Source organism: Saccharibacillus sacchari, from assembly GCF_037722395.1.
Taxonomy (GTDB): Bacteria; Bacillota; Bacilli; order Paenibacillales; family Paenibacillaceae; genus Saccharibacillus; species Saccharibacillus sacchari_A.
Genome location: NZ_JBBKAR010000045.1, coordinates 1 through 18,148, shown reverse-complemented (window position 1 = coordinate 18,148; position 18,148 = coordinate 1). Strand labels below are relative to the sequence as shown.

The window sequence follows — 18,148 nt, the reverse complement described above, 5'->3', positions numbered from 1 at the left end:
TAAGCGATTACAAGGAGGTTAGATCATGGAAAAAGCCATCCAGCAGCCGATGATGCCGACGCAGGAAGAACAGCAATCTTCGGAGCAAAAAGAACGCAATCATCCGCTGCGCAAATTGTCCGGTCTGAAAATCATGCAGCTCAAAGTCGGGGTCGTCCCGCTGCCGTTGTATCTGGTGCTCGCCGTTATCGTATTCGCGGCCGCCGCGGTCGGGGAGCTGCCCAACGACATGATCGGCGGTCTGGCGGTCATCATGATTCTCGGCATTTTGCTCAGCGATCTCGGGTTCAAGCTGCCGCTGCTCAAAAATATCGGCGGTGCCGCTATCTTGTCGCTGATGGTTCCGTCGTTCCTCGTGTTCTGGAACGTGCTGAACCCGCAAGTGACCGACGCCGTGCACACGCTGATGAAAACGTCGAATTTTCTGTATTTGTATATCGCGTGTCTGGTGGCGGGCAGCATCACCGGGATGAACCGGCGCACGCTGATCGACGGATTCATCCGCATCTTTATTCCGATGATGGCCGGGACGGTCGCCGCGATCGGCGTGGGAGTCGGCGTCGGCGTGCTGCTCGGCTATAGCGCGCACAGAGCCTTTTTCTACATCGTGATTCCGATCATCGCCGGAGGCGTGGGCGAAGGAATCCTGCCGTTGTCTATCGCGTTCTCGCAAATCCTCGGCGGCGAATCCGGGGCGTTCGTTGCCCAGATGATACCGGCGGCCGTGATCGGCAACGTGTTCGCGATTATCGGTGCCGGCATTCTTAAAAAGATGGCCGACAAAAACCCGTCCATTACGGGCAACGGCGTGCTGGTCCGGGAAAAAGGCGGCAAAAAGCTCGGTGGCAGCGAATACGACAACGAAAAGCCGAATTTCGCGCTGATGGGAGCCGGATTGCTGTTCGCCTGCGCGCTGTTTATCACGGGTAGCCTGCTATCGCCGTTCGTCGGCATCCCCGGCCCGATTCTGATGATCTTCGGCGCGGCGCTGCTCAAAATCAGCGGCCTGTTGCCCAAAAAGATCGAGCAGGGCGCGTACCAGTTGTACAAATTCGTGTCCGGGACGCTCACCTGGCCGCTGATGGTCGGGCTGGGCATTCTCTATATCCCGCTCGGCGACGTGGCCGCGATCATCTCCGTGCCTTACGTGCTGACTTGCGCTTCCGTGATCGCCGCCATGATTTTGACCGGATTTTTCGTGGGCAAATGGGTGCGCATGTATCCGGTGGAAGCGGCGATCGTGACAGGCTGCCGCGGCGGTCTGGGCGGAACGGGCGACGTGGCGATCCTGTCGGCGTCCGGCCGGATGGAACTGATGCCGTTCGCGCAAATTTCGACCCGGATCGGCGGAGCGCTGACCGTCGTGGCCGCTACGCTGTTGATCGCGATCTGGGGCGGCTGATGCGTCGAAGCTCGCCGAAGCCGTTGCGCTCGGACGCTCGCACTTGTTTCTGATCCAAACGTTCGAATCATTAAGGAGGAAAAGAAAATGGGATTGCTCGACGAAATCATGGATTTGCATCGGGGCGGAAAATTGGAAACGGCGCTGAAAAACCCGATCCTGAACAAAGAAGACCTGGCCCGCGTGTATACGCCCGGCGTGGCGCGCGTTTGCCAGGAAATCGCCGGCCGCAAAGAGCGCGCGTACGAGCTGACGACCAAGAAAAACACGGTCGCCGTCGTCTCGGACGGCACGGCGGTGCTGGGGCTGGGCGATATCGGCCCGGAAGCGGCAATGCCGGTCATGGAAGGCAAAGCGGCGCTGTTCAAGCAGTTCGCCGACGTCGACGCGGTACCGATCTGCCTGGACACGCAGGACACCGAAGAGATCATCTCTATCGTCAAAGCGCTGGCGCCGACGTTCGGGGGGATCAATCTGGAAGACATTTCGGCGCCGCGCTGTTTCGAGATCGAATCCCGCCTGCGCGCCGAGCTGGATATTCCGGTGTTCCACGACGACCAGCACGGCACGGCGATCGTGGTGCTGGCCGGACTGCTGAACGCGCTGAAAGTCTGCGGCAAAAGCATCGGGCAGGTCAAGATCGTCGTCAACGGCATGGGAGCGGCCGGCCTCTCCGTCGCCAAGATGCTGCTCAAAGCCGGCGCCGCCAATCTGATCGGCGTGGACCGGATCGGCGCGCTGACCCGGTCCGCATCTTACGCGAACGCCCACTGGAACGACTTCGCGCTGGTTTCCAATCCGTATCTGGAAGAAGGCAAGCTGTCGGACGTGATCGTCGACGCGGACGTCTTCGTCGGCGTGTCCGGTCCGAACGTGCTGACCGTGCACGATCTGCAACGCATGGCGCACGATCCGATCGTGTTCGCGATGGCGAATCCGATCCCGGAGATCGACCCTGACCTTGCCGCGCCGTACGTTCGCGTCATGGCGACGGGACGTTCGGATTACCCGAACCAGATCAACAACGTGCTGTGCTTCCCCGGCATTTTCCGCGGCGCTTTGGATTGCGGGGCGACCGATATCAACGAAGAAATGAAGCTGGCGGCGGCCGAAGCGATCTCTTCCGTCATCCCGACCGCCGATCTGCACGAGCAATATATCATTCCCGACGCGTTCGATCCGAGGGTCGTCGAATCCGTCCGCGCCGCCGTGGCCGGAGCCGCCGTGCGCACGGGCGCTTTGCGCGGAGCATCGGCGGTAAGCGCGAAGTAACGCTTTGCATGACGAAGCGTGACGGTACATGGACAAGCATCATGTACCGACAGGAAACGATACGAAGCCATTCAAGTCCGAAAATCCCGCCTCGGTATGACGCAACGATTTCGGAATTCTGAAAATAAGTGCGGATATGCACTTATTTTCTTCGCATTCTGCGATTTGGAGAGAATAAGTGCGAATATACATCTATTTTCTCGCTCGCCTATCATTTTACGCGTATTTTCTTCGAATAAGTGTATATTTGCACCTATTCGAAAATTCGGGAGCCAATCGAACGAAATAATTGCATATGCGCACTTATTTCAACAACCTTGCTCAAAATAGCCGATCCGAAAAAAACGTTCGACGCCTTCCGGTACGTTGAACGTTCGCAAGCGAAAAACAACCTTCCGGATTCCAAAGCTTGTTTTTCGACGTATCCTTTCAAAGCGTATTCGGTTTCGATTAACTCAGGGATCTCCCGTCCGACCGGTCGTTCGACGTATCTTTTCAAAGCTCGCCGATCGCATCCGATATTGACGCTGTTTCTGCGCCGGTGATAAAATGTCAGCACTTTGGCGCGCAAACAGGAGGAGAAATCTTGAACAAAACCGATCGGATGCTGGCTATTTTGCTCCGTCTCCAGCGGGAACGGACGGTTCGGGCAGAGGATCTGGCCGAGACGTTCGAGACGAGCGTTCGGACCATTTATCGGGATATGCAGGCTTTGAGCGAAGCCGGCGTTCCGCTGCTCGGCACGCCGGGAGCGGGGTATTCGCTGATCGAAGGTTATTTTCTGCCGCCGGTGATGCTGACCGAGGCCGAAGCGCTGGCGGCGCTGATCGGAGCGGATCTGACGCACCAGACTTTCGGCGGCAGCGTCCGCGCGGGAGCAAGTACGTTCCGGGAAAAACTGGAGCATATTTTGCCGCCGAATTTGCGCGAAGAAGTCGCCAATCTGCGCGAAACGGCGAGACTTGCGCCCGACGGGGCAGCAGAGCAAGGCGAAGCCGAACTGGAACGGGTAGAGCTGCTGCGCGAAGCGGTGCTGCGCAAAAGGAAAGTGGAGTTTACGTACACGAAAGCCGGAGAAGAAAGCCGGATTTCCGCTGCGGACCCAAGCCGCGCGGTCGCACCGTACGGGCTTGTGCTGGTGAGGGGCGTCTGGATGCTGATCGCGCATTGCGACCGGCATCGGGAAATCCGCCATTTTCGCGTTTCGCGGATTGGGGATTTGCGCTTGATGCCGGAGCGTTTCGAGTTGCCCGGCGATTTCAGGTTGTCCGATTATCGGGCCAAAGACGACCGGACTTTGCGCGCCGTGGTTCGGGCCGACCGCTCGGCGGTCGAACGGGTCAAAGAACTGCGTCCTTTTTACCTGGAAAACATCGAAGATTCGGACGGCGAGTATCGGCTGCATTTTCGGATGCGGCACGAGAAAGACCTGCTGCCGCTGCTGCTGGGCCTGGGCGCGTCGGCCGAGGTACTGGAGCCGGAAAGCTTGCGCGCGCTGATGCGCAACGAACTGCAACATATGCGGAATCGCTACTGACAGGATGGTGTCAGCAGCGCAGCTATAGACTGGGAATATCCGATACGAAAAGGAGTCGATATTTCCATGAGTACGAATACTTCGAAGGTTTCGAACCCTTCCCCCGCTTCCGGGACTTCCGCGCCCGCCGAGCACAATACTTCCGCATCCGCCGATCGCGACCGTTCCGCGCAGGCCGGACCTCTCGCGCAAAGCGTCGCACGCTCCACGCGGCGCTATCTGCGGCAGATCGACCAACTTGATCTTGAACAGCTTCGCCGTGTTCCGGCCGAGGACGAATGGTCGCTCGGACAAATGTACATGCACCTTGCCGGATCGGCTTTGCATATGCAGCTCGCGAACGCAAAGCGCTGCCTGGAAGCCGCGGCTTCAGGCAAGCCGTCTCAGCCCCTGCTTAAAACGCCGCTTGGCGAAGCGTTGTTCGAGGCCGGAAGCTTCCCGCCCGAACGCGTCAAGGTTCCGCCTTCCCCGCAGTACACGCCTGCGCAGCCGGAAAGCAAAGAGCAGCTTCGAAGCGCGCTGCAACAAGTGGTTGCATGCGTGTCGGAAATGGAAGCGTCCGCCATCGCCGACCGCTCCGGGCATACTCAGGCGCATCCGAGATTCGGGAATTTGACCGCCTCGGAATGGGTCACAGTAACGGAAATGCACTACAGGCACCACTTTTTGCAAGAAGAGCGTCTTCTGAAGGAACTGGGTCTGGCGACGGCTCCGGCGAACTGAGCAGTACCGAACCAAACCAAACCGAATGGACAGCCTTTTCGTTTTCGGCCGCCGCAAAAGCAAGCCACGCCCAAAAATCGGTCGAATCCAAAAAGCGCTCGATCCAAAAAGCGAACAAGCGCGAGTCTCCGCGTTCGTTCGCTTTTTCGCGCAATTTTTTTCGGCGCCGGGTCGCTATTCAAATTAAGTGCCCAATTACACTTATTTCGTCCGATTTGCGCCCGACTTTTCAAATAGATGCAAATCTACACTTATTTAGGGCGTGTACGCAAACTCAGGCGACGTGCATCTTGAGCTGCCTTTTCGCCCTCCTCTACGTCACTTTCCCTTGACGTGCCCCGGCACGCCTTCGGAAAAGTTCCTTGATGAGAACGAATATTCAGCTCAATCTGCGCCCTTCGGAGTTTGCGTACACGCCCTAGAGAAAAGTAGCGAAAGATCGTATCATATCGAGAAATTAAGTGTATATGCGCATCTATTTTCTCCAAATCGCCCAACTCGAAACAAATAAGTGCATATCCGCATTTATTTCTTGTGAATCCGATTCCGACTCGTTCGATTTCAGACTTTTCGCGCTGGAATTTCCGAAAGTTCCCCGAAGTTCTTTGACGTTTTCTACTCTACACGTTCGCTGCTCCTTAAACACTACTCCGCTGCCGGAAAACGATCCAGAATCATCGTTTCCAGCAGCGTATAGGTCTTTTCCAAATCCAGTTCAGGGTGGAGCAGCTTCTGAAGCGCAAGACCGTCGAAGCACGCCAGAAGAATCGCCGACAGAGACTCTCGTTCCTGATCGTCCAGTCCGAGCAACGCGGAATCCAGCACGCCTGCAATCCCTCCGCGCCCGACTTCAAGCAGCTGCGAGACGTCGCTCGCAAGCGCCGCGTCCCGTAGTCCCTGGGCAAAAAACTCGTAGCGAAGCTTATACCAATCCGGACCATGCTCGTCAGCCGTTTTGCGAGGCGTACCTTCTTCGGCTCCGAACAGCTCGGATGAACGGCCGGGCAGCGTATCCCCAAACTCCTCCTCATACCGTTCGCGGCTTTGCTTGACCACCTCGCGCAAGATTTCTTCTTTTGTTTTGAAATAGTAGTGGATCAGGCCGGGAGCGGGGAGTCCGGCTTCTGCCGCGATCTCCTTGATTGAAGCACTCTCATAGCCTTTGTCTGCAATCGTTCGTGCTGCCGCTTCAACGATTTGCCTTTTGCGTGGATTTTTTTTCATGCGGCATCCTTCTTTCCTGACGGTTCTTTGCATTTAGCGTAGCAGGTCGCCGGAATCGCCGCAATCGCGTTTTGGGCAAATTTGCATCAGCCGTCATGGAAATCGAAGATTTTGGATAGAAAAACGGTGTATAATCTTCATTGAAAATCCATGTTTCGATTTTTCGAATCCCGTATGACGACAACTAGTGCCGGGCAAGATTCGGCTCGCACAGAAGATGAACAGGAATGAGAGCGATACGATGTTGAAAAAGTGGCTGATTCTGATTCTGGCCTTCTGCTTGATCATTATAGTGCCTGCGGTTGGATTGATGGATATTATGGCGTCGCAGCGCGGGCTGCCCCGTGCGCAAGACGGCAAGGTGGACTTGAGCGACTGGGATTATGCGCAGCGCGGTGCGGCCACGCTGGGCGGAGAATGGACTTTTTATCCCGGAAAGTTGGTTGATCCCGGCGAGCTGACGCAAAAACGCCCGGAAGGAAAGACGCTGCAAGTGCCTGGTGCCTGGAACGACGCCATGCCGGACGGGCCGCTCGGTTACGGAACCTATCGATTGGAGATTGATCTCGGACAGTCTTTCGATGAAGATTTTGGACTGCGCGTCGCTAACGTGCGAATGGCAAGCCGGGTCTATCTGAACGGCGAAAAGGTAGGCGGAAGTGGCTATCCATCTGAAGACCGTGCATCCGATGTGCAAAAAAACGTGCCTTATACCGGCTTCGTGCATCTGACCGGAGACAAGGCTGTATTGGTTGTGCAGGCTTCGAATTTCAGTTATGCCTCGGGCGGAATTTTCGATTCGATTGTTATTGGGCCGGAAAGCGTCATTTTGCTGGATAAGCAAGGAGATTGGATTCGGGACTTTGCTTCGATCTGCGGGTTCTTTTTGCCGGGCATGCTGTTCTTGCTGCTGTATGTTCTGCACAAGCGCGAGCTGCCGCAGCTTTTCCTCGGTTTGTTTTGTATGTTCGCGGCCATTTACGTTTTGACGCACGGGGAAAAGCTGCTCGATTATTTCCTGCCTAACATGCCATATATGGCGATGCTGAAGCTTCAGGCCGTATCGTCCAACCTGATTTATCTGTTTCTGATGGCCTATATGGATGCTTTGATTCCGGGGACGATTCATAAGGTCGTGCTGCGAGGATACGCTTCGTTGGCGATATCGGGAGCCGTATTGGCTTTGGTGCTGCCGATGCCGATCTTTTCGATGCTGGAAAGCGTTCTGCTCTCTGTAGCCTTTTTGAGCTTGGCCTATACGGGCTGGATCATGATTCGTTGGGTGAAAAAAAGCGCGGAGGACTGGTATCTGGTCACGGTGGGCTTGATGAGCATCTCCGTTTTCATTTTGCTGAACCTGGTCTATCTGATCGCTCAGGTGGATACGCGTTGGCTGGCGATCTATGAGTTGGTTCTGTTCGTGTTGGCGCAGACCGTGCTGTTGATCCGCCGCTTTGTCCGGGCATTTGCCGATGTAGAGCGACTGTCGGGCCGGTTGCTGACCTTGGATGGGCTAAAAGACGAGTTTATGGCGAATACGTCGCATGAACTACGGACGCCGCTGCATGGCATTATTAATATCGCGCGTTCCATGCTGGAAGGTGCGGCAGGTCCCGTTTCGGCCAAGCAGCGAGAAAATCTGGCGATGGTCATGACGACGGGTCAGCGGCTATCCTTGCTGGTCGGCGATATTTTGGATTTCTCGAATTTGAAGGATGGGCGTATTCGCCTGGATGTGCGCACCCTGCATCTGACTTCTGTCGTCCGCTCGGTAATCGAGGTCATGACGTACACGCTTGAAGACAAGCCGATTCGGATCGTGCAGGAGTGCCCGGAGGATCTGCCTGGCGTGCGGATGGACGAGGATCGGTTGCGGCAAATTCTTTATAATCTGCTGGGCAATGCGGTCAAATATACAGAGCGGGGCGAGATTCGGATCAGCGCCTATGCCGACGGCGATCAGGTGAGAGTCGAAGTGGCGGACACCGGAATCGGAATCGAACGAGAACGCTGGCCTGACATCTTCCGCCGCTTCGAACGTACGGACGAGGCTTTGGGGATGGAAGGAACGGGGCTGGGGCTCAGCATTACCCGGCAGCTTGTCGAATTGGGCGGAGGCCGGATCTGGTTGGATTCAACGCCGGGCGAAGGGACAACCTTCTTTTTCACTTTGCCTGTGTCTTCATCTGCGCCGGAAGCTTCCCAAACGGGGATATTGGCATTTGCCGAAGAGTCAAACTCCAATACACAGGTTCCTGATACTCCGGGACTTGCGGTTGCCGATGCCGGGCGCGTGCTCATCGTCAATGATGATCCGGTCAATCGACGGGTGCTGCTAAACTTGCTGGCAACGGCCGGTTATGAGGTGGAGGCAGTATCCGGTGCTGCCGAAGCGCTTGCGTTGATCGAGGAAAAGTCCGGCTTTGAGCTGGTTGTGACGGACTGGATGATGCCCGGTATGTCAGGTCTTGAGCTGTGTCGCCAGTTGCGTGAGCGTTATACGCTGGCGGAATTGCCGATTCTTTTGCTGACTGCGCGGGGTTTGCCGGAGGATATCCGGGCAGGCTTCGAGGCAGGCGCCAGCGATTTCCTGAGCAAGCCTGTCGATGCCGGTGAGTTGAGAGCGCGAGCGCGTACGTTGATCGGCATGCGCCGCTCGGCGGAAGAAGCGATCCGTGCGGAGATGGCGTTTCTGCAAGCCCAGATCAAGCCCCACTTTTTGTACAATGCGCTGAACGTCATTATTTCCGCGTGCAGCACCGATCCCGACAAAGCGATTGATCTGCTGATCGAACTCAGTCATTATCTGCGGGGGAGCTTCGACTTCCATAACCGGGATCGGCTTGTGCCGCTGCAAAAGGAGCTTGAGCTGGTCGAGGCGTATGTGGCCTTGGAACAAGCGAGATTCGACGATCGGCTGGTGTTTGAATACGAAGCGGATGAACTGGTGGGCGTTTTTGTCCCCCCGCTTAGCATTCAGCCGCTGGTCGAGAATGCGGTTCGGCACGGTGTGATGCAGCGTTCCGCCGGAGGCGTAGTCATATTGGAGATTCGGGATACCGGCTCGACGGTTTCTGTTCGGGTTAGAGACAATGGAGTCGGTCTTAGCCCAGAACATTTCGACGAGATTATGGCAGGTCGAACGGGCGGTGTGGGTCTGCGCAATATCCACCGGCGCCTTTCTGCTTTGCATGGTGCAGCGCTGCGACTGGAACCGGGCCTTCCCGGAAGTGAGGGCGGTACGGAGATCGGATTCGATCTTCCCAAGAATGCGGTGTTGCAGTAAGGAAATTCCATTTTTCTTGTTCAGAAAATGTTCAGCCCTTTCCGGTATGCTAAGTACGAGTACCCGCGTTTTCCGGGAAAGGGATGAGAAGCATGCGGATTTATCTTTTGGATGGCGATCGGGAATCGCTGGCACGGACAGCCCGCATGTTGGGCGACTATCCCGATGTCGAATTGGTCGGCAGCTCGTACGAGCCCGAAGCCGCACTAAGCGAAGCGCTGGGGCTCGAACCCGATGCTTTATTTGTGGAAACGCGTCTGGGCTATATTTCCGGGCTTGCGGCTTCGGAGCGTCTTCTGCGCGACTTGCCCGGTTTGCGTATCGTCTATGTGACGGCAAGCCGCGAATATGCAGTTGAAGCTTTTGAACAACGGGCATTCGATTACCTGCTCAAACCGCTGACGCTGGAACGGCTGGAGCGGACGATCGTTCGTTTGCGGCGTTCCTGCGGAAGCGTTATTCATAGGCAGCAAGAAAGATTAGACAAAGTGGAGTGATACGGATGCGAGCAATGCTGATCGACGATGAAAAGCCCGCACTGCTCCATCTGGAGCGGCTGATTCGTGCGGACGGGCGATTGGAGCCTGTTGCAATGTGTACATCGGCTCGCGAAGGCATCGAATGGTTGGACAACGAGCCGGTGGATGCCGTATTTCTGGATATCGGCATGCCGGAGATGAACGGATTGGAAGCAGCGGAGCATATCCAGCAGCGCCATCCCGGTATTGCGATCGTCTTCGTCACGGCCTATTCCGATTACGCCGTGGAAGCGTTCGACTTGCAGGCGATTGATTACCTGCTCAAGCCTATTGGCCCCACCCGTTTGCAAAAAGCAATTGCACGAATCGTGCCGGAATCTCTCGCGGTAGAAAACAAGGCTGCAAAGGCTGGCGATTCTGCTCCAAAAGAGCTGGAGATGCCCGGCATCCTTATGTTTCGTCGGCTGGAATTATACGATTCCGAAGCCCGCAAGGTTCGTCCGGTCAAATGGCGCACCGCCAAGTCGCAGGAACTCTTCGCGTATCTTTTGCACCAAGGCGAGCAATGGGTACCGCGAGACGAACTGACCGACTTGCTCTGGCCAAGCATGTCAGGCGACAAAGCCGCCACGCACCTGCATACCTCGGTCTACCAGATTCGCAAGCTGCTGAAGGACGGCAAGCCGGAGATGGCTTTGGAGTACCGCCAAGAAAGCTATCGTCTGCTGCGCGGCGGCGTGGAAACGGACGTCGAACGCTTCGAGCACGAGTCCGAAAAGCTAATCGGTTCGGTAAAAGGCAACATCGATCCGGCTGAGACGCTATTAGCCCTCTGGAAAGGCGGCTATCTGGAACACCACGACTACCCGTGGGCCGAATCCCGGGCCGAAAAGCTCAACCGCCGACGCTTGCGCCTAGCCCTCGAACTGGCCGAAGAAGAAAAGGCCGCAGGCCGAACCGACGAGGCCATCCGCCTCTTGACCGCTCTCCAGGAGGAAGAACCCTACGCCGAGGAAATCTGCCGCCAACTCATGTCAGCCTACGAATCCGCCGACAACAAACGCCTAGCCCGCGAAAGCTACCGGACGTTCGCGCTTCGTCTCCAAGAAGAACTCGGCGCCGAGCCGGAACCGTTAACCCGCCAAGCTTATGAACGCTTGGCGGATTAACAGATTCGCCGAAAACCGCTGCTCCGCTTCGGGTTGCCGGCCTCTCCATCCGGCAACCCGAAGACGCAGCGGTGCGCTTGCTGCTTGCCACAAGGCGGTTACGTGTGCGCGCGTACCCTGCGCAACCGCCGCGGCGCCTGCAATCCTAAAAATGCGCACAAATCGTCAACAATTCGACGACTTTTGTATGCTTTTTCTACCCGATCTTGACGTTTGATCAACATTTTTCTGAATTTCGGCTCAAACTTCACCCCAAACCAAAAATATCTTGATATTTCGTCAAGATTTTTAAAAAACAGCACTAAAATTCGCTGAAATGTGTGCAAAAGGTCAACATGAAGAGTGAGAAGTGAGAAGTGAGAAGTGAGAAGTGAGAAGTGAGAAGTGAGAAGTGAGAAGTGAAGAGTAGAAAGTAAAAAGTGAAGAGGGCAAACCAGATAGATAAAGTAAAATTTTCTCCTTCTTCTTCTCCTTCCTGCCTGAATCGCCTGACCCACCTATTGATTCCCCTTCATCCTCCCTCATCAATATCAAAAACAGCGTTCCGGACAAATCCCCGGAACGCTGTTTTATGCTTTAATCTATACCCAACACCGCGAAGCTTGTGTTAAACCTTCCCGGAAGTCCGATTCGTGACCGCGCCTAGCGGAGGGGGAAATTCAGCGAGAGACGCTTTTGAACTCGGAAAACTTCCACTGAAATTCCAATCCAGTTTTCCGAGTGAGACAGCGTCTCGTGAATCATTTCGAAGAAATGCACTTCGGAAGCATATGCTGGCAATTTCCCCCGCAGCGCCCAGCGCGGCCTTCCACGAATAGGACTTCCCCACAGAAGCCTTTACTCAGGCTTCCCGGCCCCCGGCACCGCACATGAGCCGTCCGAACATCCGTCCAGCTCCGCCGAATCGTCGCCCAGCACCGTCAACGCCGGACGCTCGCCCCACGCACGCTCCAACGCTTGGTCGAAGACGCTGTCCGGCTGCGCGCCGGAAACCGCGAACTTACCATCCAGCACGAAGAACGGCACGCCGCGTACGCCGAGCTGCATCGCTTCGTCTTCATCGGCCCGAACCTTGTCGCCGTAGGCATCGGATTTCAATACCGCCAGCACTTCTTCCTTATCGAGGCCCGCTTCCGCAGCCAACTTCGCCAGCTCTTCGTGGTCACCCAGGAAGGCGCCTTCCGTGAAGTAGGCTTGCATCAGGCGTTCAGTCAGCGCTTGCGGCAGTCCTTTTTCCGTCGCAAAATGAGCCAGACGGTGCGCATCGAACGTATTCGTATAGCGCATATTGTCAAAATCGTAATTCAGTCCTACGCCGCGAGCCGCTTCGCCGACGCTGCGGTTGGAAGCCATCGCCTGCTCGCGGCTCATGCCGTACTTGCCAGCCAGCAGATCATGAATATCGCCGTTATGCTGAACAGCGGAGTTTGGATCGAGTTCGAAGCTTTTGTACACCACTTCAACCTGATCTTTATTGGGGAAACGTTCCAGGGCGTGCTCAAGACGGCGTTTGCCGATATAACAGAACGGGCAGACATAGTCCGACCAGACTTCGATTTTCATGGGAAAAGACTCCTTTTGCCGTTGGATGCCAAAATCGCACCCGAATCGGACCCGTCAGGAACGCGATCCGAAACGGCATGAATTTTACTTACTTAAAATTATTATAGTTACATTTAGTAAGTTAATCAAGTCTTTTCGGTAAAGTGTTTGCGGGATAGAAAAAAGAGGCTGCCCCAAGTCGTACGACGACTTTAAGGATAGCCTCTTTATAGCTGATGCTCCGATTCTTTTCGGGTGCGAATTCATTAGACGAGTTCACGAACCCTTCAGCCATGCAATCCGGACAGATCGTATAGGGAGATCGGATCTTTTTTACGCGCGCGGCTTGAAGATGCCGAACGCTTTGCCGATCGGCAGGAACTCGCGTCCGAAGTGGACGTTCAATACGTTGGCTCCGCAACCGTACAGCGAGACGATACCGATGGCCAGTTCCGCGTAAGCCGCCATCTCGTGGAAGAACTCCGGTGCGCCGAAGGCGTCAAGCGTCAGACCGAGGAACAAAACGTCGATCAGACAGAAGATGATGAACAACACTTTGTTCGTCTCCATCGCGCCGATCGTCATGAACAAGGTAAAGACCAGATATCCGGCAAAAGCAAAACCAAGCTGTTTACCGTCGACGGCACCGGCAAGTTCAGGGCCGAAAGTACCCATTTTCATCAACCAGTTGGTCGCCATGGCGAACCAGAAGAATGCGTAAGCGGCAAAAGCGGTCATACCGAACGTGTTATTGTGCTTGGCATCCTGGATGCTGGCGAAGAGCTGAGCAAAAGCGCCAAGGAAGACAGCCCAGGAAGCGGCATAGCTGAGGCCTTCCGTCAGTCCGAGCTTCTGCGACGAAGCAACGAGTGTGACGATGGCCAGACCGAACAAGCCGATTGCGCCGGGATCGGCGGTAACGACTTTGACGGTGGAAGGGGACGGGTGATTCATAGCTTTTAATGATTCCTCCAACGATGCAAGATAGAAAGCAAGTGATTTCCGAACGGTTCCGTTCTTTGTGGAACTCAACTGACCCATTGTACTCGAAAAGAAAGACGAAATGAATATGGAAAACCGGGTTTTAGCGAAAATTTTTCGAAAAAAGACAAGCTGTGCGAACTGGATACGCTTCCTTGACTTGATATGTATGAAAAAACATAAAAAAAGCCCCGGATGCAGCGTGCGGTTGAGCGCGGGGCGCGTTCATGCAAGGTGAAAATTTCAACGCAGAAAGACCGCCGAGAACATCGGCGGTCTGAATCATGAACCATGCAACAAAATCCATTGTATTCAAGTCGGTGCCGACCGTCTGAAAAAACGAACAGTCCTGCTTAGTCCCGGAACAGGAAGTCGATCTGCTGGATTTGCTCCGGCGTCAGTGTGACGTAGAGTGTTTTGAGGTTGGCTGCGACTTGCTTGTCGTTTTTGGCACCCGGAATCACGGAATCGATCGCGTCTTGGGTCAGGTACCAGGCGAGAACCACGTTGGAGATGTCGACTCCCTGGGCATTGGCGATCTCGCGCAGGCGGTTTACTTTTTCCACGTTGCGTTTGAAGTTATCGCCTTGGAACATCGGGTTTTTGAGCTTGCTCTCGTCGAGCTTGTCGTCCGCGCTGTATTTGCCGGTCAGAAGGCCGGAAGCGAGCGGGAAGTAAGGGACGAACGAGATGTTATTTTGTTTGGCGTATGGCAGAAGCTCGGCTTCGGCGCCGCGTTTGAACAGATTATATTCGCCCTGGAACACATCGACATGGCCGTCCTTGTTGGCTTCGCGCAGTTGGTCGATCGAGAAGTTGGAAACGCCGATCGAACGGATCTTGCCTTCCTGCTTCAGCTTCGCCAGCTCGCCTACAGCCTCGTCTTTCGGCGTATGTTCATCCGGGAAATGGATATAGTACAAATCGATGTAGTCGGTACCGAGACGCTTCAAGCTGGCTTCGACCGATTCTCTCAGAAAAGCCGGGGAGTTATCGAGTTCAACGCCTCCGTCGACGATTTTATGTGCGCCCTTGGTGGCGATGACGATCTCGTCGCGATGTCCGTAAGCTTTCAGCACCTCGCCGATCAGTTCCTCCGAACGTCCGGGTCCGTAGATGAACGCCGTATCCAGAAAGTTAATGCCGCTTTCCAAAGCCGAGCGAACCGATGCTTTACCCGCTTCTTCATCCAGATTAGGGAAAAGGTTATGCCCGCCGACGGCATTGGTGCCGAGGCCGATCGGGTTTACTTTCAAACCGCTTTTACCCAAAGTTACTTTCTCGTTCACTGCTTTCGTCATTGCAAAACCCTCGCTTTCCATAAATAAAATCAAAACGCGTCTTTATTTTTTACCCTAAAATGATATGGATATAACGATATAAGCTTAAAATCCGATTAAAAAAGTCGGGAATTGAAAAAACAGTGGACGGAAGCTGTCCGCGATGTTGCTTCGCCCCTTTTGCTTATCGCTTTTGCGGCAAAGGGTTCAAAGCAGCATCGGTTCGGCTTGCCGTGCACCGTCTTTTAAAATCATTCTTTTTTCATAATCGGCTCAGTCGACCTTCGCCCCGTAAGAGCGCATGAACAGGACCGCCTGATCCCGATCCATCCGTACGTTTTTGACGTCCAGCGATTTGAAATCGACTCCGTCCAGCACCGCATCCCGCAGATCCGCGCCTTGCAGCTTTGCTTTTCCGAGCATGCAGCGTGTCAGGTCGGCACCGCGCAGATCGGCTTTTTGCAGACTGGTCTCGGACAGATCGGCTTCGAAAAAGCGTGCGCCGCGCAGATCCTGCCGGTCCAGGCGCGCATGGCGGAGGTTGGTATACGACCAATCGCCGCGCACGACCGTAAATCCGTCCAGTTTGGAGCCTGCAAAGTCGGACCCCGTCATTTTACAATTGTCGAACTTGGCCGCGAACAGATTCGCTTCGTTGAACTTGCAGTTCTCGAACGCCGATTCGATATGGATCGAGCCGTTCATCGAAGCACCGCGGAAATCGCATTCGGTGAAACGGCAACCGCGCGTCAAGATCTCTTCCAGCGAACCGTGCGTAAAGCGGCAGCGGACAAACGTACAGTTCGTCAGCTCGCCGTCCCGCAGCTCCTGCGCCCCGAAGTCCACGTCCTCGTAGCTGCGGTTTTCATATTCGAACATGTTAAGGTACCTCCTGTCAGGCTTGACGCTCGAACGCCTGCACCACTTCCAAAATGACTTCCGTCGCTTTGACCATATTATCGGCGGACACGTATTCGTAACGGCCGTGATAGTTCTCGCCGCCCGTGAAAATGTTCGGTGTCGGCAGACCCATGTAGGACAATTGCGAACCGTCGGTGCCGCCGCGGATCGGACGGATGTCCGGCGTGATGTCCAGCTTTTTCATCGCGTCGCTCACCAGGTCCACGATCTCGATCACCGGCTCGATTTTTTCGCGCATATTATAGTATTGATCGCGCAGTTCGAGCAGCACGTTCTCGTCGCCATAAGTCTGACGGAACTCGCCCGCGATGCTTTCCATCAGCTTTTTGCGGCTTTCGAAGCTGTTACGGTCGAAGTCGCGAATGATGTACGACAGCGTCGTTTGATCCGTGCCGCCGGTGATGTCCAGCAGATGGAAAAAGCCTTCGTAGCCTTCGGTGAATTCCGGCGATTCCTGCTCCGGCAAACGACGGTGGAATTCCATCGCGATCTTCGCGGCGTTAATCATTTTGCCTTTGGCCGTGCCGGGGTGAACGCTGACGCCTTTGATCGTGACTTTGGCGGCAGCGGCGTTGAAGCTTTCGTACTCCAGTTCGCCGAGCGGGCCGCCGTCCATCGTATAGGCGTATTTCGCGCCGAACGCTTGTACGTCGAAACGCTGCGGTCCGCGGCCGATCTCTTCGTCCGGCGTAAACGCGACCCGCAGCTTGCCGTGCTTCAACTCCGGATGCGCGATCAGATGGTTCAGCGCCGTCATGATTTCCGCCATGCCCGCTTTGTCGTCGGCGCCGAGCAGCGTCGTACCGTCGGTCGTCACCAGCGTATGGCCGACGTAGTGCGACAGCTCGGGGAACTCGCGCGGCGACAGGACGATGCCGAGTTCTTGGTTGAGCACGATATCCCCGCCGTCGTAGCTGTCCACGATCTGCGGATTGACGTTGGCGCCGCTCAATTCGGTTGCCGTGTCCAGGTGGGCAAGGAAGCCGATTACCGGCACGTCGGTTTTATCCGTATTGGCTTCAAGCGAAGCCATGACATAGCCGTTCTCGTCGAGCGTGATTTCCGTAAGGCCCATCTCCGTCAGCTCGCGCACGAGCTGTTCGGCCAGCTTCATCTGTCCGGGCGTGGACGGGCAGGTCTCGCTGTCTTCATTGGATTGGGTATCGAAACGGGCGTAGCGGTCGAGACGTTCGATCAGCTCTTTTTTCACGGGTAAATACCTTCTTTCCGTTGGGCCGGTTCCGGCGCGATCAGGCACGAACCCCCTTCGCCTTGCAAATGAGGGAAGGGGGTTCGGATACCGGAGGGCAAGCCGGATCGGCGTTTCGATTTGGCGCTCTTTTCGAAACGACAGAGACGCGCATACCTTTATTTTAACATGAAAAAGGGTTTCGAAAAAAGCTTCCCGGTATGTGCAAAGCTGGCACATTTTGCGCGAACATGCGAAAATACACGTTGCATCTTATCAGGCCGAATCAGAAAAAAGCACTTCCGCGACTCGGCATTCGGAGGTTGGAATCATGGATATATCACTGGTTGTTTTTCAAGGACCAAGCGCTTCGGGGAAAACGACACTTCAAGCCGTGCTGGGGCTTCCCCGCATCGTGACCTGGACATCGAGAGCGCCGCGCGACGGCGAAACCGACGGCGTCGATTATCATTTCACCCAGCGCGAGACGCTGGAACGGATGATGAACGAAGGCAAAATGCTGGAAACCAGCGAATACCGCGGCCATCTGTACGGCACCTCGCTGGCTTCGATCGAAGACACCGCGAGCGGCGCCGGATTGCGCTCGATCGTCCTCGACCCGAGCGGCGCCCGCGTAGCCAAAGCGCTGCTCGGCGACCGCGCCCTGATGCTCGGCGTCTCCGCCGCACGCTCCGAATGCGAAGCCCGCCTGCTGGCCCGCGGCTCCGACCCGGAGCAGATCGCCGCGCGATTGGCAGGCTACGACGAAGAGATCGCCGCCCTGGAAGGCTGCGACCTTATCGTCCGAAGCGGCGAAGGCGCGCTGGAACGCGCCCGGGAGATTGTCCTCGCCCTACGCCCGATGCTGGGCTTATAGACCGGACGTAATAGAAAGAACCGTTTCCGGGAAAGGAAACGGTCAGACTGTCTAGAAAGCCGCGTTAACGCGGAAGCAGCAAGAAATCGGAAGAAATATGAAGAAATCGAAAAAAAAGTTCGCCCGCTCGATTCTATCGAAATAAGTGCTTATATACACTTATTTCGTTCGATTTTCTTCTGTCTTTTCGAATAAGTGCGAATATGCAGTTATTTGAAGAAAAAAGCGAAAAAAAAGCCTAAGAGCGAGAAAATAAACGTATATCC

At 55.4% G+C, this 18,148-nt stretch carries 14 protein-coding genes and 1 pseudogene; 8 read left to right on the top strand and 7 right to left on the bottom strand.

Annotation, left to right across the window (positions count from 1 at the left end; translation table 11 throughout):
- Positions 1-127: 127 nt before the first annotated feature.
- The 4 genes and pseudogenes from WKI47_RS16860 to WKI47_RS16845 all read left to right on the top strand — a co-directional run.
- Positions 128-1,402: pseudogene (locus WKI47_RS16860) on the top strand (2-hydroxycarboxylate transporter family protein); the annotation flags it as partial.
- Positions 1,403-1,489: 87 nt separating this feature from the next.
- Positions 1,490-2,674, top strand: coding sequence for an NADP-dependent malic enzyme (locus WKI47_RS16855; protein ID WP_340228329.1), 1,185 nt, complete (start codon positions 1,490-1,492; stop codon positions 2,672-2,674).
- A 586-nt stretch (positions 2,675-3,260) separates the two neighbouring features.
- A complete protein-coding gene (locus tag WKI47_RS16850; protein ID WP_340228328.1) occupies positions 3,261-4,211 on the top strand; it encodes a YafY family protein in 951 nt (316 codons plus the stop codon).
- Positions 4,212-4,277: 66 nt separating this feature from the next.
- Positions 4,278-4,934 carry a DinB family protein gene (locus tag WKI47_RS16845; protein WP_340228327.1) on the top strand — a complete coding sequence of 219 codons (657 nt, stop codon included), beginning with the start codon at positions 4,278-4,280 and terminating at the stop codon, positions 4,932-4,934.
- A gap of 645 nt (positions 4,935-5,579) precedes the next feature.
- Here WKI47_RS16845 and WKI47_RS16840 read toward each other — a convergent pair.
- The gene (locus tag WKI47_RS16840; protein ID WP_340228326.1) at positions 5,580-6,158 is read right to left on the bottom strand and encodes a TetR/AcrR family transcriptional regulator; all 579 of its coding nucleotides are present in this window, start codon (positions 6,156-6,158) and stop codon (positions 5,580-5,582) included.
- 241 nt (positions 6,159-6,399) lie between these two features.
- Here WKI47_RS16840 and WKI47_RS16835 point away from each other — a divergent pair, with 241 nt between their 5' ends.
- The 3 genes from WKI47_RS16835 to WKI47_RS16825 all read left to right on the top strand — a co-directional run bounded on the left by WKI47_RS16835 (position 6,400) and on the right by WKI47_RS16825 (position 11,092).
- Complete coding sequence (locus tag WKI47_RS16835; protein ID WP_340228325.1) at positions 6,400-9,444, top strand: hybrid sensor histidine kinase/response regulator; 3,045 nt, start codon at positions 6,400-6,402, stop codon at positions 9,442-9,444.
- Between the two features lie 92 nt (positions 9,445-9,536).
- Positions 9,537-9,941 carry a LytR/AlgR family response regulator transcription factor gene (locus WKI47_RS16830; RefSeq protein ID WP_340228324.1) on the top strand — a complete coding sequence of 135 codons (405 nt, stop codon included), beginning with the start codon at positions 9,537-9,539 and terminating at the stop codon, positions 9,939-9,941.
- Positions 9,942-9,946: 5 nt separating this feature from the next.
- Complete coding sequence (locus WKI47_RS16825) at positions 9,947-11,092, top strand: response regulator (protein WP_340228323.1); 1,146 nt, start codon at positions 9,947-9,949, stop codon at positions 11,090-11,092.
- A gap of 98 nt (positions 11,093-11,190) precedes the next feature.
- Here WKI47_RS16825 and WKI47_RS16820 read toward each other — a convergent pair whose 3' ends face one another.
- The 6 genes from WKI47_RS16820 to pepT form a co-directional block, all read right to left on the bottom strand.
- Positions 11,191-11,589, bottom strand: a complete 399-nt coding sequence (locus tag WKI47_RS16820) for a hypothetical protein (RefSeq protein WP_340228322.1) — start codon at positions 11,587-11,589, stop codon at positions 11,191-11,193.
- 340 nt (positions 11,590-11,929) lie between these two features.
- On the bottom strand, positions 11,930-12,655 hold the full coding sequence (locus WKI47_RS16815; RefSeq protein WP_340228321.1) for a DsbA family oxidoreductase: 726 nt from the start codon (positions 12,653-12,655) through the stop codon (positions 11,930-11,932).
- A gap of 312 nt (positions 12,656-12,967) precedes the next feature.
- Complete coding sequence (locus tag WKI47_RS16810) at positions 12,968-13,588, bottom strand: acetate uptake transporter (protein WP_340228320.1); 621 nt, start codon at positions 13,586-13,588, stop codon at positions 12,968-12,970.
- Between the two features lie 380 nt (positions 13,589-13,968).
- The gene (locus WKI47_RS16805; protein WP_340228553.1) at positions 13,969-14,904 is read right to left on the bottom strand and encodes an aldo/keto reductase; all 936 of its coding nucleotides are present in this window, start codon (positions 14,902-14,904) and stop codon (positions 13,969-13,971) included.
- 264 nt (positions 14,905-15,168) lie between these two features.
- On the bottom strand, positions 15,169-15,774 hold the full coding sequence (locus WKI47_RS16800; RefSeq protein ID WP_340228319.1) for a pentapeptide repeat-containing protein: 606 nt from the start codon (positions 15,772-15,774) through the stop codon (positions 15,169-15,171).
- Positions 15,775-15,790: 16 nt separating this feature from the next.
- Positions 15,791-17,026, bottom strand: a complete 1,236-nt coding sequence (pepT, locus tag WKI47_RS16795; RefSeq protein ID WP_340228318.1) for a peptidase T — start codon at positions 17,024-17,026, stop codon at positions 15,791-15,793.
- A gap of 310 nt (positions 17,027-17,336) precedes the next feature.
- On the opposite strand from pepT, the gene WKI47_RS16790 reads away from it, so the two are divergent.
- Entirely contained in the window at positions 17,337-17,882 is a 546-nt protein-coding gene (locus WKI47_RS16790; protein ID WP_340228317.1) for a guanylate kinase, read from the top strand.
- The last annotated feature ends 266 nt before the right edge of the window (positions 17,883-18,148 follow it).

Excerpts from the sequence above, each read along its gene's own strand:
- WKI47_RS16855 (WP_340228329.1), top strand. The coding sequence starts at position 1,490 with ATGGGATTGCTCGACGAAATCATGGATTTGCATCGGGGCGGAAAATTG.
- WKI47_RS16845 (WP_340228327.1), top strand. The coding sequence starts at position 4,278 with ATGAGTACGAATACTTCGAAGGTTTCGAACCCTTCCCCCGCTTCCGGG.
- WKI47_RS16840 (WP_340228326.1), bottom strand. The coding sequence starts at position 6,158 with ATGAAAAAAAATCCACGCAAAAGGCAAATCGTTGAAGCGGCAGCACGA.
- WKI47_RS16835 (WP_340228325.1), top strand. The coding sequence starts at position 6,400 with ATGTTGAAAAAGTGGCTGATTCTGATTCTGGCCTTCTGCTTGATCATT.
- WKI47_RS16830 (WP_340228324.1), top strand. The coding sequence starts at position 9,537 with ATGCGGATTTATCTTTTGGATGGCGATCGGGAATCGCTGGCACGGACA.
- WKI47_RS16825 (WP_340228323.1), top strand. The coding sequence starts at position 9,947 with ATGCGAGCAATGCTGATCGACGATGAAAAGCCCGCACTGCTCCATCTG.
- WKI47_RS16815 (WP_340228321.1), bottom strand. The coding sequence starts at position 12,655 with ATGAAAATCGAAGTCTGGTCGGACTATGTCTGCCCGTTCTGTTATATC.
- WKI47_RS16810 (WP_340228320.1), bottom strand. The coding sequence starts at position 13,588 with ATGAATCACCCGTCCCCTTCCACCGTCAAAGTCGTTACCGCCGATCCC.
- WKI47_RS16800 (WP_340228319.1), bottom strand. The coding sequence starts at position 15,774 with ATGTTCGAATATGAAAACCGCAGCTACGAGGACGTGGACTTCGGGGCG.
- WKI47_RS16790 (WP_340228317.1), top strand. The coding sequence starts at position 17,337 with ATGGATATATCACTGGTTGTTTTTCAAGGACCAAGCGCTTCGGGGAAA.